Origin of the sequence: Methylopila sp. 73B (assembly GCF_000526315.1) — a bacterium.
In the GTDB taxonomy this organism is placed as follows: domain Bacteria; phylum Pseudomonadota; class Alphaproteobacteria; order Rhizobiales; family Methylopilaceae; genus Methylopila.
On the sequence record NZ_JAFV01000001.1, the window covers coordinates 3,019,579 to 3,033,853 of the forward strand.

Sequence of the window (14,275 nt, forward strand, 5' to 3'; positions counted from 1 at the left end):
GAGGCGGCGCTTCCACGAGGTATGCCCCTGAGCGACGCCGCCGCCCTGCCCTACCGGCCGAACGTCGGCGTCGCGCTGTTCGACGCGCGCGGCCGCGTGCTGATCGCCCGGCGCATCGGCGACGACGGCCCGGAGGTGCTGGTCCCCGGCTGCGAGTGGCAGATGCCCCAGGGCGGGATCGACCCGGACGAGGACATCGAGACCGCGGCGCGGCGTGAGCTGTTCGAGGAGACCGGGGTGCTCAGCGCCTCCCTCATCGGCGCGCATCCCGCGTGGCTGACCTACGATTTTCCCCGCTACGACGGCCCGCCCCACAAGCTCGCGGCCTTCCGCGGCCAGCGCCAGCGCTGGTTCGCCATGTGCTTCCAGGGCGTGGACGGCGAGATCGACCTCGCCCCGGCCGAGGCCGGCGCCGAGCCGGAGTTTTCGGAGTGGCGCTGGGAGAGGCTGGACCGGCTCCCGGCGATGGTCGTGCCCTACAAGCGCGCGATCTATCTGGAGGTCGCGCGCGCCTTCGCGCCCTTCGCCGAAGGCGGCTGAACGAGGGCGGGGAACCGCAGCGCCCGCATGGCTGTTCTCCTCCCGCGAAGAGGGGATTGCGCGATGGCCGGACGGGCGTTCTGGAAGGGATATCTCAAGCTCTCGCTCGTCACCTGCCCGGTGGCGATGACGCCGGCGACCTCCGAGAGCGAGAAGGTGCGGTTCCACACCCTGAGCCGCGCCACCGGCGCGCGCGTGGTCAGCGAATACGTTGACTCGGTCACCGGCGATCCCGTCGAGCGGGAAGACGAGGTCAAGGGTTACCCGCGCGGCGAGGACGACCACGTGCTGCTGGAGGACGAGGAGCTCGACGCCGTCGCCCTCGACACCACCCACACCATCGACGTCGAGATGTTCGCGCCCGCCGATTCCGTTGGCTGGATCTGGTACGATAAACCGCATTACCTCGTCCCCGACGACAAGGTCGGCGAGGAGGCCTTCTCCGTGATCCGCGAGGCCATGGCCGCCACCGGCATGGTCGGAATTTCGCGGCTCGTGCTCTATCGCCGCGAGCGCGCCGTGCTGCTCGAGCCGCGCGGCAAGGGCATCGTGCTCTGGACCCTGCGCTACGGCGACGAGGTCCGCGATCCGGAGGACTATTTCGGGGGGCTCGAGGCCGACAAGCCGGACCCCAAGCTGATGACCCTGGTCACGTCGCTGATCGAGGAGCGCACCAAGCCCTGGTCGCCGAAGATGGTCGACGACCCCGTCCAGACGCGCCTGCTGGAACTGATCGCCTCGCGGACGAAGGGGCGGAAGTCCAAGCCGAAGGCGAAGGCGGAGGAGCCCGCCGAGACCGGCAAGGTCATCAACATCATGGACGCGCTGAGGAAGAGCCTCGCCAAGGAGGGCGGGAAGCGCTGAGCCGGATGGTTCGGCTTACCGCCTCTTACGGCGAGACCCGCTCGAACCCGTCTCAGGCAGCGGCTTCGCGGCCTTCCAGAACCCGGCCCAAGGGTCCTTGTCGAGCGCCGCAAGTCTCTGCGGCATGTTCTGGACCGTGAAATAGGCCGGACCGATTGCCGGTCCCAGCTCGTCCCAGGCGAGCGGCGCGGAGACGGCCGCGCCCGGGCGCGCGCGGGTCGAATAGGGCGCGACGGCGGTCTGGCCGCGGCCGTTGCGCAGGTAGTCGATCAGGATCTTGCCGCTGCGCTTCGCCTTCGACACGGTCGCGACATAGGCCTTGGGATCATCCTTCGCCATGGCTTCGGCGATCGCCTTGGTGAAGGCCTTCGCTTGCGGCCAGTCCGCCCGAGGCTCCAGCGGAGCGACCACGTGGAGCCCTTTGCCGCCCGACCTCTTGACGAAGGCCGCGAGCCCCGCCGCCTCCAGCCGCGCCTTGGCCTCCTGCGCCGCCTCGATCACCCGGTCCCAACCCACTCCGTCGCCCGGATCGAGGTCGAGGATGATCATGTCCGGCCGCTCGAGGTCCTTCAGCGCCGATCCCCAGGGGTGGATCTCCAGCACGCCGCCCTGAACCAGGCCGAGCAACCCTTCGCGGCTGTCAATCGTCAGCACCGGCTCGTCGTCGGTCGGGTCGGGCGCTTGCCCGATCGCGGCGTTCATGCCCTTCCAGCCGTGCTTCTGAAAAAAGCACTGCTCCTCCACCCCGCCGGGGCAGCGCAGCAGCGACAGCGGCCGGCCGACGATGAAGGGCGCGATCTTCGGCCAGACCTCCATGTAGTAGTCGGCGAGGCCCTGCTTCGTGACGCCGACGTCGGCCCAGTACACCCGGTCGGGATGCGTCAGGCGCACGTTCGGCGCGGAGACCTTCTGGGTCCGCGGCGCCTCGTCCGTCGCGCCGGCCTCCTCGCGCCTCACCTCCTCCGCCGGCTTGTCCTCCCGCAGGCCGCGGAACGAGGCGTGGCGCAGGTGGTGGTCGCCGGTCCAGGCCCGGAACTCGACCTCGGCGACGAGGTCGGGCCGCACGTAACGCACGCCGCGGGCTTCGTCGGCGGTCAGCTTGGTCGCGAACGGCGAGCGCTTGACCTCGCGCTCCTGCAGGCGCGCGAACAGATCCCGCGCGATCTTGGCGGAGAAGCCGGTCCCAACCCGGCCCACGGCGACGAGCTTCGTCCCCTCATGGACGCCGACGACCAGCGAGCCGATCGCGTCCTTGGCGCCGCTGGAGAGCGTGTAGCCGCCGATCACGAACTCCTGCCGGTGGGTGCACTTCGACTTGATCCAGCTGCGCCCGCGGCCCGACCGGTAGGGCGCCTCGCGGTCCTTGGAGACCACGCCTTCGAGGCTGAGGCGGCAGGCGTGCTGCAGCACCAGCCCCCCGTTCTCCTCGAAATGCTCGCTGAGCTTCACGATCGGCCCGCCCTCGCCCACAAGCTTGGCGAGCGCGGCCTTGCGGTCGATCAGCGCGCAGGGCCTGAGGTCCTGGCCGTCCAGGAACAGCAGGTCGAAGACGTAGAACACGAAGCTGTCCGTCCGCCCCTCGCTCAGCGCCTCCTGCAGCGCGGAGAAGTCGGACGCGCCGGCGTCGTTCTCGACGATCAGCTCGCCGTCGATCATCGCCTCGGTCACGGGCAGCGCCTTCAGTGCCTCGACCACCTGAGGTCCGAAGCGGTCGGTCCAGTCGAGGCCGCTCCGGGTCAGCAACCGCACCTCCCCGTCCGCGATCCGGGCGATCAGGCGGTAGCCGTCGAACTTGATTTCGTGGATCCACTTGGCCCCTGCCGGCGCCTTTGCGGCGAGGGTCGCAAGCGCCGGCTCGACGAAGTCCGGCATCGCGGCGTTTTTCGCTTTCTTGATCTTCGCCGGCGGAGGGGCCGCGCGCTTAGCCTTCGGGCCGTCGATCTTGCCGGTTTTCGACGACCACCCCGGCGCCTCGCCGGCGATCTCCTCCAGAACGCGCCCGGTCTTCACCGACTCCGGCCGTTCCTCGAGGATGTCCGGCGCGCCCTCGTCCCGGCCCGCCTCGTCGTCGCCCTTGATCAGCAGCCAGTTATCGCGTTTCTCCCCGCGCTTGCGGGCCATGCGCACCAGGTTCCACCGGCCGCCCAGCTTCTCGCCGTGCAGCTCGAACTCGAGGTGGCCCTTGGCGAGACCGCGCCTGGGATCGGCCAGCGGCGTCCAGCTGCCGCGGTCCCACAACACGACCGTGCCGCCGCCGTATTCGCCTTTCGGGATCGTGCCCTCGAAGTCGCCATAGGCGAGCGGATGATCCTCGACCTCGACCGCGAGGCGCTTTTCGCCGACGACGAGGCTCGGCCCTTTCGCCACCGCCCAGCTCTTCAGCACGCCGTCCAGCTCCAGCCGCAGGTCGTAGTGCAGCCGGGTGGCGTCGTGCTTCTGGATCAGGTAGGCGTCGCCGTCGCCGGACGCCGCCTCGTCGCCCGAAGGCTCGCTGGTCTTCTTGAAGTCGCGCTTTTGTCGGTAGACGTCGAGCGCCATGGTCAGCTCGCCTTGCGGCGCTCCACGGTCTTGGCGGGCGCAGACTTGGCGGGCGCTTTCGCCTTCGTCTTGGCGGCGGGCGACGTCGCTTTCACCGTCTTTGCGGCCGTCTTGGAGGGAGCTTTGGCCCGGGCCTTGGCCTTGTCGTCCTTAAGACCCGCGCTCTCGCGCAGCGCCGCCAAGAGGTCGGTCACCTTCGCGGGCGCCTTCGGCTTCTTCGGCGTGATCTTGCGACCCTCCACCTTGGCCTGCACCAGCTCCGCAAGCGCGGCCTCGTAGCGGTCCTCGGTAGCGGCCGGGTCGAAAGTCCCGCGCTTGGTGTCGATGATGTGCCGGGCGAGGTCGAGCATCTCGCCCTTGATCTTGGCAGCGGGCAAGTCCCGGAACGCCTCCGTCGCCGAACGCACCTCGTAGTCGAAGTTCAGCGTGGTGCCGATCAGCCCGTCGCCGTGCGGACGTATGAGCACCGTGCGCTCGCGCCGGAACAGCACCGTGCGGGCGAGCGCGACGACCTTCTTGGCGCGCATGCCCTCGCGCAGCAGCGCGAAGGCCTCCTCCGCCGCGCCATCGGCGGGCGCGAGGTAATAGGGCTTGTCGAAATAGACGTCATCGACCCCGTCGCAGGGTATGAACGCGTCGACGTCCAGCGTCTTGTCGCTGGCGGGGGTCGCCGCCGCCACCTCCTCGGGCTCCAGGGTCACATACTCGCCGGACGAAATCTCGTAGCCCTTCACTTGATCGTCGCGCTCCACCGGCTCGCCGGTCTCGCTGTCGACATACCGGCGCTTCACGCGGTTGCCGGTCTCGCGGTTTAGGGTGTGGAACGCGATGCGGTCGGAGGTCGACGCCGCGGTGTAGAGAGCGACGGCGCAGGCGACTTCGCCGACCTTCAGAAAGCCCTTCCAGTTCGCGCGCGGCGCCACGGCGGTTCTCCGTTCAAGACGGACTCGAACGTCGGGCGCGGCGTCCGGTTCCCCAAGGCTCTCAAGGGCTCAGGCGGAGCTGCGGCGGACCACCTCGTAGCCGACGTCGAACACCGCCTGCTCCGGCGTTTCGCCGGCGATGCGCTTCACCAGCATGGCGCCGGCTTCGGCCCCGATGTTGCGGCCGGCGATGCGCATGGTCGTCATGTCGAGCCCGGCCGGCTGGGCGAGCGCGAAATCGCCGAAACCGGCGATCCCGAGCCGTCCCGGCACGTCGATCCCGCGCCGCCGCGCCTCGAACAGCGCGCCGGCCGCGAGCGTGTCCACGGAGAGGCGACGGCGTCCGCGTCGGGGTGCCGGTCGAGGAGGGCCGCCAGCGCCGCCGCTCCCTCCTCCAGCGTCGCCACCGGGCCGTGCAGCCGGATCTCGCGCCGCGGCGCGCCGAGTTCGTTCATCGCGCGGCGGTAGCCCTCGAGCCGCTTCAGGCCGCGGCGGTCGCGCTCGGAGCTCGGGGCGACGAAGGCGATCCGGCGGTAGCCGAAGGCCTCGTCACGGCCTACGCGGTCTGGATAGGCCCCGAGACCTACCGCGACGACACACCGTCGACGCGAGCGAGATCGAGCCGGAGCGCGCCAAGGCCGAGCCGCGCTTCGTCCGCGCGGTCGCCTGACGCCTCCGAGCCGATCCCGCCGACGGGCGCTTGAACCCGCGCCCGTCGGCGCCACTTTAGCCGCGTCATGTCCCGCCGCGCGCTCCTCATCGTCAACGCCAAGAGCCGCACCGGGCAGGATGCGCGCGACCATGCGGTCGAAACCCTCCGGTCCGTAGGCATCACGCCGATCCCGCTCTCCGCCGACAGCCGGGACGAGCTGTCGCCCGCGATCGCGGCGCGGGCCGGCGACGCGGAGATGATCCTGGTCGCGGGCGGCGACGGCACGTTGAACGCCGCCGCAAAGGGCGTGCACGCCGCGCAGAAGCCGCTCGGCGTGCTCCCGACCGGCACCGCCAACGACCTCGCCCGCACGCTTGGCGTTCCGCCCGAGCTCGACGCCGCGATCCGCATCGTGGCGGAGGGCCGCACGCGCCGGATCGACCTCGGACAGGTCAACGACGAACTGTTCTTCAACGTCGCGAGCCTCGGCCTCAGCGTGGACCTCGCGGAGGAGCTGACAAGCGACCTCAAGCGTCGCTTCGGCCGACTGGGCTACGCGGTGGCGGCGGTGCGGGCGCTCGGCCGGGCGAAGCCGTTCCGCGTCACGATCGAGAGCGGCGCCGGCCGGGTGCGGACGCTCAGCCTGCAGGTTGCGGTGGGCAACGGCCGCTTCTACGGCGGCGGCAACGTCATCGAGCGCACCGCCGCCATCGACGACGGCCGGCTCGACCTCTACAGCCTCGAGTTCGCGCGCGCCTGGCGGCTGGCGCTGATGCTGAAGGCGCTCCGGATCGGCGACCATGGGGCGTGGCGGGAGATCCGATCGATGAGCGGCCAGTCCTTCGACGTGCGCACCCGGAAGCCGAAGCCGATCAACGCCGACGGCGAGATCATCGCGGAGACTCCCGCCCGCTTCCGGCTGCTGCGCCGGGCGATCGAGGTCTTCGTGCCGGCGGAGAGCGCCTGACGTGATCGATCTGAAGCGTGACCCCGCCTTCTTCCGCGTGCTTTCGGACAGCCACGCCCGCTTCGTCGGCCGTCCCCTCGCCCCCGAAGGCGCGGGCGCCGCCTGGCTCTACGACGAGGCGCCTTTCGCCGTGCTGGCGCACGACGGCGGCGCCGACCCGCGCTTCGTCTACGCCAATCTGACAGCGCAAAGCTGCTTCGAATACGGCTGGGACGAGATCATCGGCCTGCCCTCCCGGCTGTCGGCCGAAGCGCCGGAGCGCGCGGCGCGGCAGTCGCTGCTCGACGCGGTGACGCGGGACGGCTTTACGGAGAACTACCGCGGGATCCGCGTCGCGAAGTCCGGCCGGCGGTTCTGGATCGAGCAGGGCGTGGTCTGGCGGCTGGTCTCGCCGGACGGGTCCGCGGTCGGCCAGGCTGCGACCTTCGCGAGCTGGCGCGACGCTTAACGCCGCTCCCGCCGCCACATCCAGAGGCCGACGGCGCAGCCGAGGGCGGAGAGCGCCGCCACATAGTGCGCATGGGCGAAGGGATCGATCCGCAGCAGGAACGGCAGCAGCACCGGCGTCAGCCCGCCGAAGACGGCGTAGGCGACGTTGTAGGAGAACGACACGCCGGTGAACCGCACCGCGGCGGGGAAGGCGCGCACCATCACGTAGGGCACCCCCGCGACGACGCCGACCGCGAGCCCCGCGAGCGCGTAGAGCGGCGTCAGCAGCGCGGGGTCGCTCGGCGCGTAGGCGTAGAACGCCCAGACGCAGACGCCGAGCACGGGAGCGCCGAACGTGAAGAACGGCCCCGCTCCGATCCGGTCGATCAGAGCTCCGGCCAGGACGCAGCCGATCGCGAGCCCGACGGTGGCCGCCGCGTTGGCCGACAGCGCAGCGGCGATCGGGACGCCATGCAGGCGCTCCAGCAGCGCGGGGGTCATCAGGATGACCACCACGATCGCTGCCGACAGCAGCCAGGTCAGCAGCATCGAGACGACCACGCCCCGGCCATGGTCGCGCAGCGCCGCCTTCAGCGGCAGTTCGGCCGCGACCTCGGCCCGCGCCTTCATCTCCCGGAACACCGGCGTCTCGTCCAGCAAGCGGCGGAGATAGACCGAGGCCAGCCCGAACACGCCGCCGAGCAGAAACGGCAGCCGCCAGGCCCAGTCCGCGACGGTTTCGGGCGTGAAGGCGCGGTTCACCAGCCCGGCCGCGAGCGAGCCCATCAGGATGCCGACGGTCAGCCCGGCCGTGAGCACGCCGCAGGCCAGCCCGACGCGGTTCGGCGGCGCGTGCTCCGCTACGAACACCCAGGCGCCCGGCGCCTCGCCGCCGATCGCCGCCCCCTGCGCCACCCGGAGCGCGAGCAGCGCCATCGGCGCGGCGACGCCGATCGTGGCGTAGGTCGGCAGCAGCCCGATGCCGAGCGTCGCGAGCCCCATCAGCAGGATGGTGAAGGCGAAGACGCGCTTGCGGCCGACCCGGTCGCCCACATGCGCCATCACAAGCCCGCTCAGGGGCCTCACGAGATAGCCGACGGCGAACAGCGCGAAGGTCTGCGCCTGCCTCAGCCACTCCGGGATCTCCGGCGGAAAGAACAGCTGACCGATCACGGTCGCGAAGAACACAAACACCACGAAGTCGTAGAATTCGAGCGCGCCGCCAAGCGCCGCGAGGCCAAGCGTCTTGCCGTCGCGTAACGTGAGCGGGCGGGCGGGGGCCTGCGCAAGATCCGCCAGCGCGCTCACGCCAGCGCCTCGACGATCACGGCCGCAAGATAGAGCCCCAGCCCGAACACGGCGTGGCCGGCGATCTGCACCAGACGGATGCGGTTGGGGTTCGGGCGCTTGCGCGAGGCGATCCCGGCGCCCATCCCCGGCGCGAGGATCAGCCAGCCCGCGAGCACGGTGACGAGGCCCACCGCCAGGGCGGGGCCGAGGGTCGGCGCCCGCGCCCAGTCGAGTCCCCAGATCGCCAGCAGCGCGGCGGCGAACAGGATTCCGACGAGGTAGTGCATGGTCCAACCTATGGCGGTCTCGCCCCTCACCGGCGTCGCCGCCGTGATGTCCGCATGCGCGAAGCGCCCACGTCCGGCGTGCGCGAACCACCGGCCGACCAGCGCCCAGTTCGCCGCGGGCAGGCGCAGCAGAACGAGCAGCCGGACCCAGAGATCGAACAACGCGGTGGCCCCGATCCCGATCAGCGCGGCCCTGACGATGAACTCCATGGGGGACGCTCCTTGCCGAACGCTGCGCTTCAAGAGGAAGCGACCCGCGACGTCGACGACGGACGTCTTGAAGCCCGAACATCCCGAACATTCAAGCTGGCGGGACGCCTAGCCTGAAGTCACGCCCGCGAAATCTGTCTGGAATTATACCAAATTAACTGTGTGGAATAATGCTTGTCTTTGGCGCCGAGTTCGTCTTGATCGTGGGCGGCGCAGGCTCGGCGCCGAAACCCTTCATCGTCTTACGCCGTTTCACGGCGACACTGCGGCTGCGCCCCTATGTCCTTCTGCCTTTCAGCGGCCACGTCATGGCGAGCGTAACGTCTCCCACGCCGATGTCGTCCTGGCGCTCGTCTCTCACCCGACTGTTCGAAGGACACCGCGGCCAGCTCGAGCGCATGGTGCGCCGGCGGGTGCGCGACGGCGAAGCCGCGGCGGACATCGTGCAGGACGTGTTCGCCCGCGTCTTCAAGGCCGGCAGCGCAGGCTCCGACGACGACGACCGCCGCATTCTCTACGCCGCCGCCCGCAACGCCGCTATCGACCACAACCTCGCAGCCGGCCGGCGCTCCCGCGCGCTCGCCCAACTCACGCCGGAGCAGCTCGCCACGGAGCCGGCGACCCAGGACGACGCCTTCGCCGCGCGGGAGACACTGAAGGCGCTTGCGCTGGCGCTCGAACGCCTTCCTCCCCGCACCCGCGAGATCTTCGTCGCCCGACGGCTGCGGGGCGAGACCAACGCCGAGATCGCGGCGCGGCTCGGCGTTACGGTCCGCGCGGTGGAGAAGCAGCTCGCCCGCGGCCTCGAGCAGTGCCGCGAAGCGCTCGCCGATCACCTCGGCGACGATTTTTCCTGAAACCGTGTTCGGGCTTCGCGCGCTCGATCGTTCTTGAGACAGAAGCTGGAAGCCTTCTAAGGTCGGAACGTGAGAGCACGCGCGCGAAAACCCACAGGCCGCCGCCCATGACGGCGGAACGGCCGACCGAAGCCCATCGCGCCGCCGCCGCGCGGTGGCTCGCCCGCCGGGACGGATCGCAGAGCGCCGCCGACGAGGCGAGCTTCGCGGCCTGGCGCGACGCGGACCTTCGCCACGCCCAGGCCTACGACCAGGCCGAAGGGCTGTGGGCCGCGCTCGGCGCCCCGCTCGCGGCGATCACTGAGCGCTCGCCACGCCCGAAGGCCAAGCGGGCCGCGGCGTCGTTCCTCCGTCCGCGCTTCGCCGCTCTGGCGATCGCCGGCGCGCTCGTCCTCTGGGCCGCGGCGCCGCTCCTGACCACGCTGCGCGCGGACGTGGCGACGAGCCCGGGCGAGACCGCGCTGCATGTCCTGCCCGACGGCTCGACCGCGCGCCTCGGCCCCGACGCCGCGCTCACCGCGGATTTCGAGCCGGGCGCCCGGCGGGTGACGCTGCTGAAGGGCGAGATCTATTTTGAAGTCGCCCCGGACCCCCACCGGCCGTTCACCGTGGACGCCGGCGACGCCAGCGTCCGGGTCGTCGGCACCGCCTTCGACGTGGACCGCGCCGAGGGCGGCGTCACCGTCACGGTGAAGCGCGGAGCCGTCCGCGTCCTTGGCGACGCCGACGCGGCGGAGGTGGCGCTCGGGCCCGGACAGCAGGTCGCCGTCGTCGACGGGCGCCCAGGCGAGGCCGCTGCGGCGAATGTCGACGCCGCCCTCGCCTGGATGTCGGGCCGGCTCGTGTTCGACAAGGCGCCGCTCGGCCGGGTCGTCGAATCGCTGCAGCGGCAGACCTCGTCCCACATCGTACTGCGGGCGTCGCTGGCCGATCGCCGCGTCTCCGGCACCTTCCCCACGACGGGCGTCGCGCAGAGCCTCGCGGCGGCGGCCGCCGCCGTCGGCGCGCAGACCCTGCGGATCACCCCCTGGGTGACGGTCGTCTACTGACGATCCCTCGTTCCCGAGTCCTTTTTCGCCGATCGCGGTTCGCAAATTCCCGACCGGCTCGTTTCTCATCCTGAGAGCCGGGCGACGCCGGTTCTGGAAACGGGACGGCGTGATGCGTTTTGCGATGGGACGGGGCTTCAGGCTCGCGGGATTGGGCGCGTGGCTGCTGGGCGCAAGCGCGCTCACGGCCGCGCCGACCCAGGCGCAGCAGGCTTCCGAGACCACCTACCGCTTCGACGTCGCCGCGAAGCCGCTGGCCGCCGCGATCGCCGACGTCGGCGCCACGAGCGGCTGGCGCATCGCCTACGCCGCGCCCCTGCCGGCCGGCGCACAGAGCCGCCCCCTCAGCGGCGTCTACTCCACGCCCCAGGCGCTCACGGCGCTGCTCGGCGACACGCCCTTCGGCGTGCGCGTCGTGGGGCCGCGCGCCGCGACGCTCTACGACCGGAGCGCCGCGGCCGTCCCGTCCGGCGTGGACGCGGGCGACGCCATCCTGATCGGCCCCGTCGAGGTGACGGCGAACGCGGGCTCCGCCGGCGGCCCCGGCTGGCAGGGCGCCTCCGACGACGTCTACGAGACCCCGGCCGGCGTCGCGCAGGTCGGCCGGCAGGCGATCGACGAGCGCGGCGGCGCCCGCAACACCGCCGACATCCTGCGCAGCGTCTCGGGCCTCAACACCGTGGTCGACCGGCAGAACCCGGGCGTGAACGTCAACATCCGCGGCCTGCAGGACCAGGGCCGCGTGAACATGTCGATCGACGGCGCCCGGCAGAACTTCCAGCAGGCGGGCCACGGCTCGACGGCCTACGTCTACGTCGACCCCGAGCTGCTCTCGCGCGTCGACGTGGAGAAGGGCGCGACCTCGACCGCGGGCGGCGCCGGCGTCATCGGCGGCGTAGTGAACTTCCGCACCCTCGACGCCTCCGACGTGATCCTCGACGGCAAGACCTGGGGCGGGCGCGTCAACGCGACGACCGGAACCAACGCGTTCGACTTCAACGGCAGCGCGGCGCTCGCGGCGCGGCCGACGGACACGATCGAGGTGCTGGGCGCGGTCGGCCGCAAGAAGCTCGGCGAGTACAAGGTGGGCAAACGGGGCGAGGCCCTGGACGAGCGGACCTCGGAAGGCGGCAGCACGCCGGTCGCGGATTTCGTGACGCAGGACCAGTGGTCCTGGCTGCTGAAGGCGACCGCCGAAGTCGCCGAAAACCACAGGATCACGCTGAGCTACATCGGCCTGAACACGGACTTCGGCACGGGCAGCGGCCAATACGTCGACACGAACACCGTCGAGAACCACACGGCGACGGCCGCCTGGCGCTGGACCCCCGGCGGGCCTTGGGTCGATCTCGACGCGAAGGCTTATTACACGCGCACGTCGGACGACCAGTTTCGTCCGGAGCGTCGGTCGGCGGACGGACTCCGGGTGACCACGCCCGCGGCCCGTGTCGACTACGCCATCGACACCTTCGGCGGATCGATCCAAAACACGTCGCGGTTCGAGCTCGCGGGCGTCCACGCCGCCGTCACCTATGGGGGCGAGTACTTCCACGACAAGACGGACACCGCCTCCGCGTGGGCCAACCCCGCCTTCGATCCCGACAACGTTCAGTTTTCCGGCAGCAACCCGAACGGCAAGCGCGGCGTCGGCAGCGCATTCGGTCAGATCGAATTGACCCATGCCGACTGGCTGCAGGTGATCGGGGGGCTGCGCTACGACCGCTACGATCTGAGCGGATCCGGCCTCGTGTTCAGCGAACTCGCAGGCAACGCGTTCCTCCCGTTCCACGTGGACCGTTCGCAGGGCCGTCTGTCGCCGACGGCGACGGTCGCGGTGACGCCGCTCGCGGGCGTGCAGGTCTACGGCTCCTACAAGCAAGGCTTTCGGCCGCCCACGATCATGGAGACCTTGCTCGGCGGCTCCCACATCGGCGGCTTCATCTACTTCGCGCCCAATCCCAACCTGAAGGCCGAAATTTCGGAGACCTGGGAGGCGGGCGTCAACCTGAAGTTCGACGGCGTGTTGCGTGAGGACGACGCGTTCCGCGCGAAAATCTCGATCTACTCCACCGAGGTCAAGAATTTCGTCACGCAGGCGACCATCTCAAACGGCGCGGACGGATATTACTTCGCCAACGTGAACCTGAACAATCCGGCCAAGCTCAAGGGGCTCGATCTCGAGGCGAATTACGACGCGGGCACGACGTACATCGGCGCGTCGGTCTCGCTCATCGACGGCACGTACGACGAAGACTACGATTCAGGCGGATACGCGTATCCAAGCCTCCAAAGTCTCTATCTCGCGCCGAAGACGAAGGTAGCGATCGATGGCGGCTTCAGGTTCTTCGAACGCAAGCTGACCGTCGGCGGCCGCCTTACACGCGTCGTCCCCGAGGACATGCTGGGAGCGGTCAACACGCAGTCGCCGATCTACAGGCCGTATCTCCTGCTCGACGCCTACGCGTCCTACAAGCTCAACGACAACGTCACCGTCCGCGCCGCGATCGAGAACATCACCGACCGCGCCTATGTGGACGCGATGGCCTCCCAACTCACCGCTTCGCCGGGCCGCACAGCGACCCTCGGCGTGACGGCGCGGTTCTGAACCGCCGCGCCCGCTTCCAGCCCTCGCCTTGACCGGGGGACGACCCAAGGAGATTGCGCCATGGCTCTCACCATCACCGCTTACGACGCTGACGGCGACGGCGTCGGCGTCAACGTCGCGACCTATCTCTCAGGCTTCGACGCCGACTTCGCCCCCAGCGGCTGGGGCTTCTTCAGCGCCAATCCGGCGGATTTCTCCGGCGACGAGTTCGCGGTGTCGGACAGCAGCGACACCACGCTGCCGATCGCGGACGGCCAGTCGGTGATCTTCGAATCCGGGTCCGCCGGCGATCTCAACTACAACTTCTCCAACCACACGCTGGGCGGCGCGCTGGACGCGGTGACCTTCGGCGAAGGCCTCAGCTACGCCTCGGCCACGGACGACTTCACCTCCACGGTCGACCTCAGGATCGGCGGGCTGGGACTGACCGGCACGGGCGCCAACAACCCCGTGCACAACCTCGTCTACGACACCATGTACGGCGGCACGTCGGTGCTGAAGGCCCAGCTCGCCGCGAACGCGATCGTGTTCAACGGCAGCACCGGCGCGGACACCTTCACCGGCTATGGCCATGCCGACACGCTGAACGGCGGCAAGGGCAACGACACGCTCACCGGCGGCGCGGGCAACGACACGCTGAACGGCGGCGCGGGCAACGATCGTCTCATCGGCGGCTTGGACAGCGACCGCCTCGTCGGCGGCGACGGCGCCGACGTGATGAGCGGCGGCAAGGGCAACGACGTGATCTACGGCCAGGCCGGCAACGATCGTCTCATCGGCGATGCGGGCAACGACGTGTTGATCGGCGGCGAAGGCCGCGACGTGTTCCAGTTCGCCGCGGGCTTCGGCAAGGACCGCATCAACGACTTCGAAGCGGGACCGGGCGCCGGCGACCGCATCTCCTTCGCCTCCTCGATCTTCGACAGTTTCGCGGACGTGCTGGCTGCGACCACGGACTCGGGCGCGAACGCCGTGATCAGGGTCGACGCCAACAACACGATCACGCTCCTCGGCGTGAACGCCGCGGACCTTCACGCCAACGACTTCCTGTTCACCTGACCCTA

The 14,275-nt window shown here is 70.2% G+C and carries 13 protein-coding genes; 8 read left to right on the forward strand and 5 right to left on the reverse strand.

Annotated features, from left to right (window positions below):
- Positions 1-21: 21 nt before the first annotated feature.
- Complete coding sequence (locus K244_RS0114480) at positions 22-540, forward strand: RNA pyrophosphohydrolase (protein WP_020187000.1); 519 nt, start codon at positions 22-24, stop codon at positions 538-540.
- A 63-nt stretch (positions 541-603) separates the two neighbouring features.
- Positions 604-1,404 carry a Ku protein gene (locus K244_RS0114485; RefSeq protein ID WP_020187001.1) on the forward strand — a complete coding sequence of 267 codons (801 nt, stop codon included), beginning with the start codon at positions 604-606 and terminating at the stop codon, positions 1,402-1,404.
- A 15-nt stretch (positions 1,405-1,419) separates the two neighbouring features.
- Here K244_RS0114485 and ligD read toward each other — a convergent pair whose 3' ends face one another.
- From ligD to K244_RS0114500, 3 genes are all read right to left on the reverse strand, one after another.
- Positions 1,420-3,942 carry a DNA ligase D gene (ligD, locus tag K244_RS0114490; protein WP_020187002.1) on the reverse strand — a complete coding sequence of 841 codons (2,523 nt, stop codon included), beginning with the start codon at positions 3,940-3,942 and terminating at the stop codon, positions 1,420-1,422.
- A gap of 2 nt (positions 3,943-3,944) precedes the next feature.
- The gene (locus K244_RS0114495) at positions 3,945-4,865 is read right to left on the reverse strand and encodes a Ku protein (RefSeq protein ID WP_020187003.1); all 921 of its coding nucleotides are present in this window, start codon (positions 4,863-4,865) and stop codon (positions 3,945-3,947) included.
- Positions 4,866-4,934: 69 nt separating this feature from the next.
- Positions 4,935-5,192 carry a substrate-binding domain-containing protein gene (locus tag K244_RS0114500; protein ID WP_020187004.1) on the reverse strand — a complete coding sequence of 86 codons (258 nt, stop codon included), beginning with the start codon at positions 5,190-5,192 and terminating at the stop codon, positions 4,935-4,937.
- A 410-nt stretch (positions 5,193-5,602) separates the two neighbouring features.
- On the opposite strand from K244_RS0114500, the gene K244_RS0114510 reads away from it, so the two are divergent.
- On the forward strand, positions 5,603-6,484 hold the full coding sequence (locus K244_RS0114510; protein WP_020187006.1) for a lipid kinase: 882 nt from the start codon (positions 5,603-5,605) through the stop codon (positions 6,482-6,484).
- 1 nt (position 6,485) lies between these two features.
- The gene (locus K244_RS0114515) at positions 6,486-6,932 is read left to right on the forward strand and encodes an MEKHLA domain-containing protein (protein ID WP_020187007.1); all 447 of its coding nucleotides are present in this window, start codon (positions 6,486-6,488) and stop codon (positions 6,930-6,932) included.
- On the opposite strand, the gene K244_RS0114520 is transcribed toward K244_RS0114515, so the two are convergent.
- Together K244_RS0114520 and K244_RS0114525 are read right to left on the reverse strand one after the other, a co-directional pair.
- Complete coding sequence (locus K244_RS0114520; RefSeq protein WP_020187008.1) at positions 6,929-8,221, reverse strand: MFS transporter; 1,293 nt, start codon at positions 8,219-8,221, stop codon at positions 6,929-6,931. The genes K244_RS0114515 and K244_RS0114520 overlap by 4 nt on opposite strands.
- Entirely contained in the window at positions 8,218-8,700 is a 483-nt protein-coding gene (locus K244_RS0114525; RefSeq protein ID WP_020187009.1) for a DUF2938 family protein, read from the reverse strand. The genes K244_RS0114520 and K244_RS0114525 overlap by 4 nt, the downstream gene beginning before the upstream one ends.
- A gap of 308 nt (positions 8,701-9,008) precedes the next feature.
- Between K244_RS0114525 and K244_RS22040 the strand changes: the two genes are divergently transcribed.
- The 4 genes from K244_RS22040 (at position 9,009) to K244_RS22765 (ending at position 14,270) form a co-directional block, all read left to right on the forward strand.
- A complete protein-coding gene (locus K244_RS22040; protein ID WP_245259774.1) occupies positions 9,009-9,557 on the forward strand; it encodes a sigma-70 family RNA polymerase sigma factor in 549 nt (182 codons plus the stop codon).
- A 107-nt stretch (positions 9,558-9,664) separates the two neighbouring features.
- Positions 9,665-10,606, forward strand: a complete 942-nt coding sequence (locus tag K244_RS0114535) for a FecR domain-containing protein (protein WP_020187011.1) — start codon at positions 9,665-9,667, stop codon at positions 10,604-10,606.
- A 112-nt stretch (positions 10,607-10,718) separates the two neighbouring features.
- On the forward strand, positions 10,719-13,211 hold the full coding sequence (locus tag K244_RS0114540) for a TonB-dependent receptor (protein ID WP_155931766.1): 2,493 nt from the start codon (positions 10,719-10,721) through the stop codon (positions 13,209-13,211).
- 60 nt (positions 13,212-13,271) lie between these two features.
- A complete protein-coding gene (locus K244_RS22765) occupies positions 13,272-14,270 on the forward strand; it encodes a hypothetical protein (RefSeq protein WP_020187013.1) in 999 nt (332 codons plus the stop codon).
- The last annotated feature ends 5 nt before the right edge of the window (positions 14,271-14,275 follow it).

Bases quoted from the DNA above. Each gene is read 5' to 3' on its own strand.
- K244_RS22040 (WP_245259774.1), top strand. From the start codon at position 9,009: ATGGCGAGCGTAACGTCTCCCACGCCGATGTCGTCCTGGCGCTCGTCT.
- K244_RS0114480 (WP_020187000.1), top strand. From the start codon at position 22: ATGCCCCTGAGCGACGCCGCCGCCCTGCCCTACCGGCCGAACGTCGGC.
- K244_RS0114540 (WP_155931766.1), top strand. From the start codon at position 10,719: ATGCGTTTTGCGATGGGACGGGGCTTCAGGCTCGCGGGATTGGGCGCG.
- K244_RS0114535 (WP_020187011.1), top strand. From the start codon at position 9,665: ATGACGGCGGAACGGCCGACCGAAGCCCATCGCGCCGCCGCCGCGCGG.
- ligD (WP_020187002.1), bottom strand. From the start codon at position 3,942: ATGGCGCTCGACGTCTACCGACAAAAGCGCGACTTCAAGAAGACCAGC.
- K244_RS0114525 (WP_020187009.1), bottom strand. From the start codon at position 8,700: ATGGAGTTCATCGTCAGGGCCGCGCTGATCGGGATCGGGGCCACCGCG.
- K244_RS22765 (WP_020187013.1), top strand. From the start codon at position 13,272: ATGGCTCTCACCATCACCGCTTACGACGCTGACGGCGACGGCGTCGGC.
- K244_RS0114485 (WP_020187001.1), top strand. From the start codon at position 604: ATGGCCGGACGGGCGTTCTGGAAGGGATATCTCAAGCTCTCGCTCGTC.
- K244_RS0114510 (WP_020187006.1), top strand. From the start codon at position 5,603: ATGTCCCGCCGCGCGCTCCTCATCGTCAACGCCAAGAGCCGCACCGGG.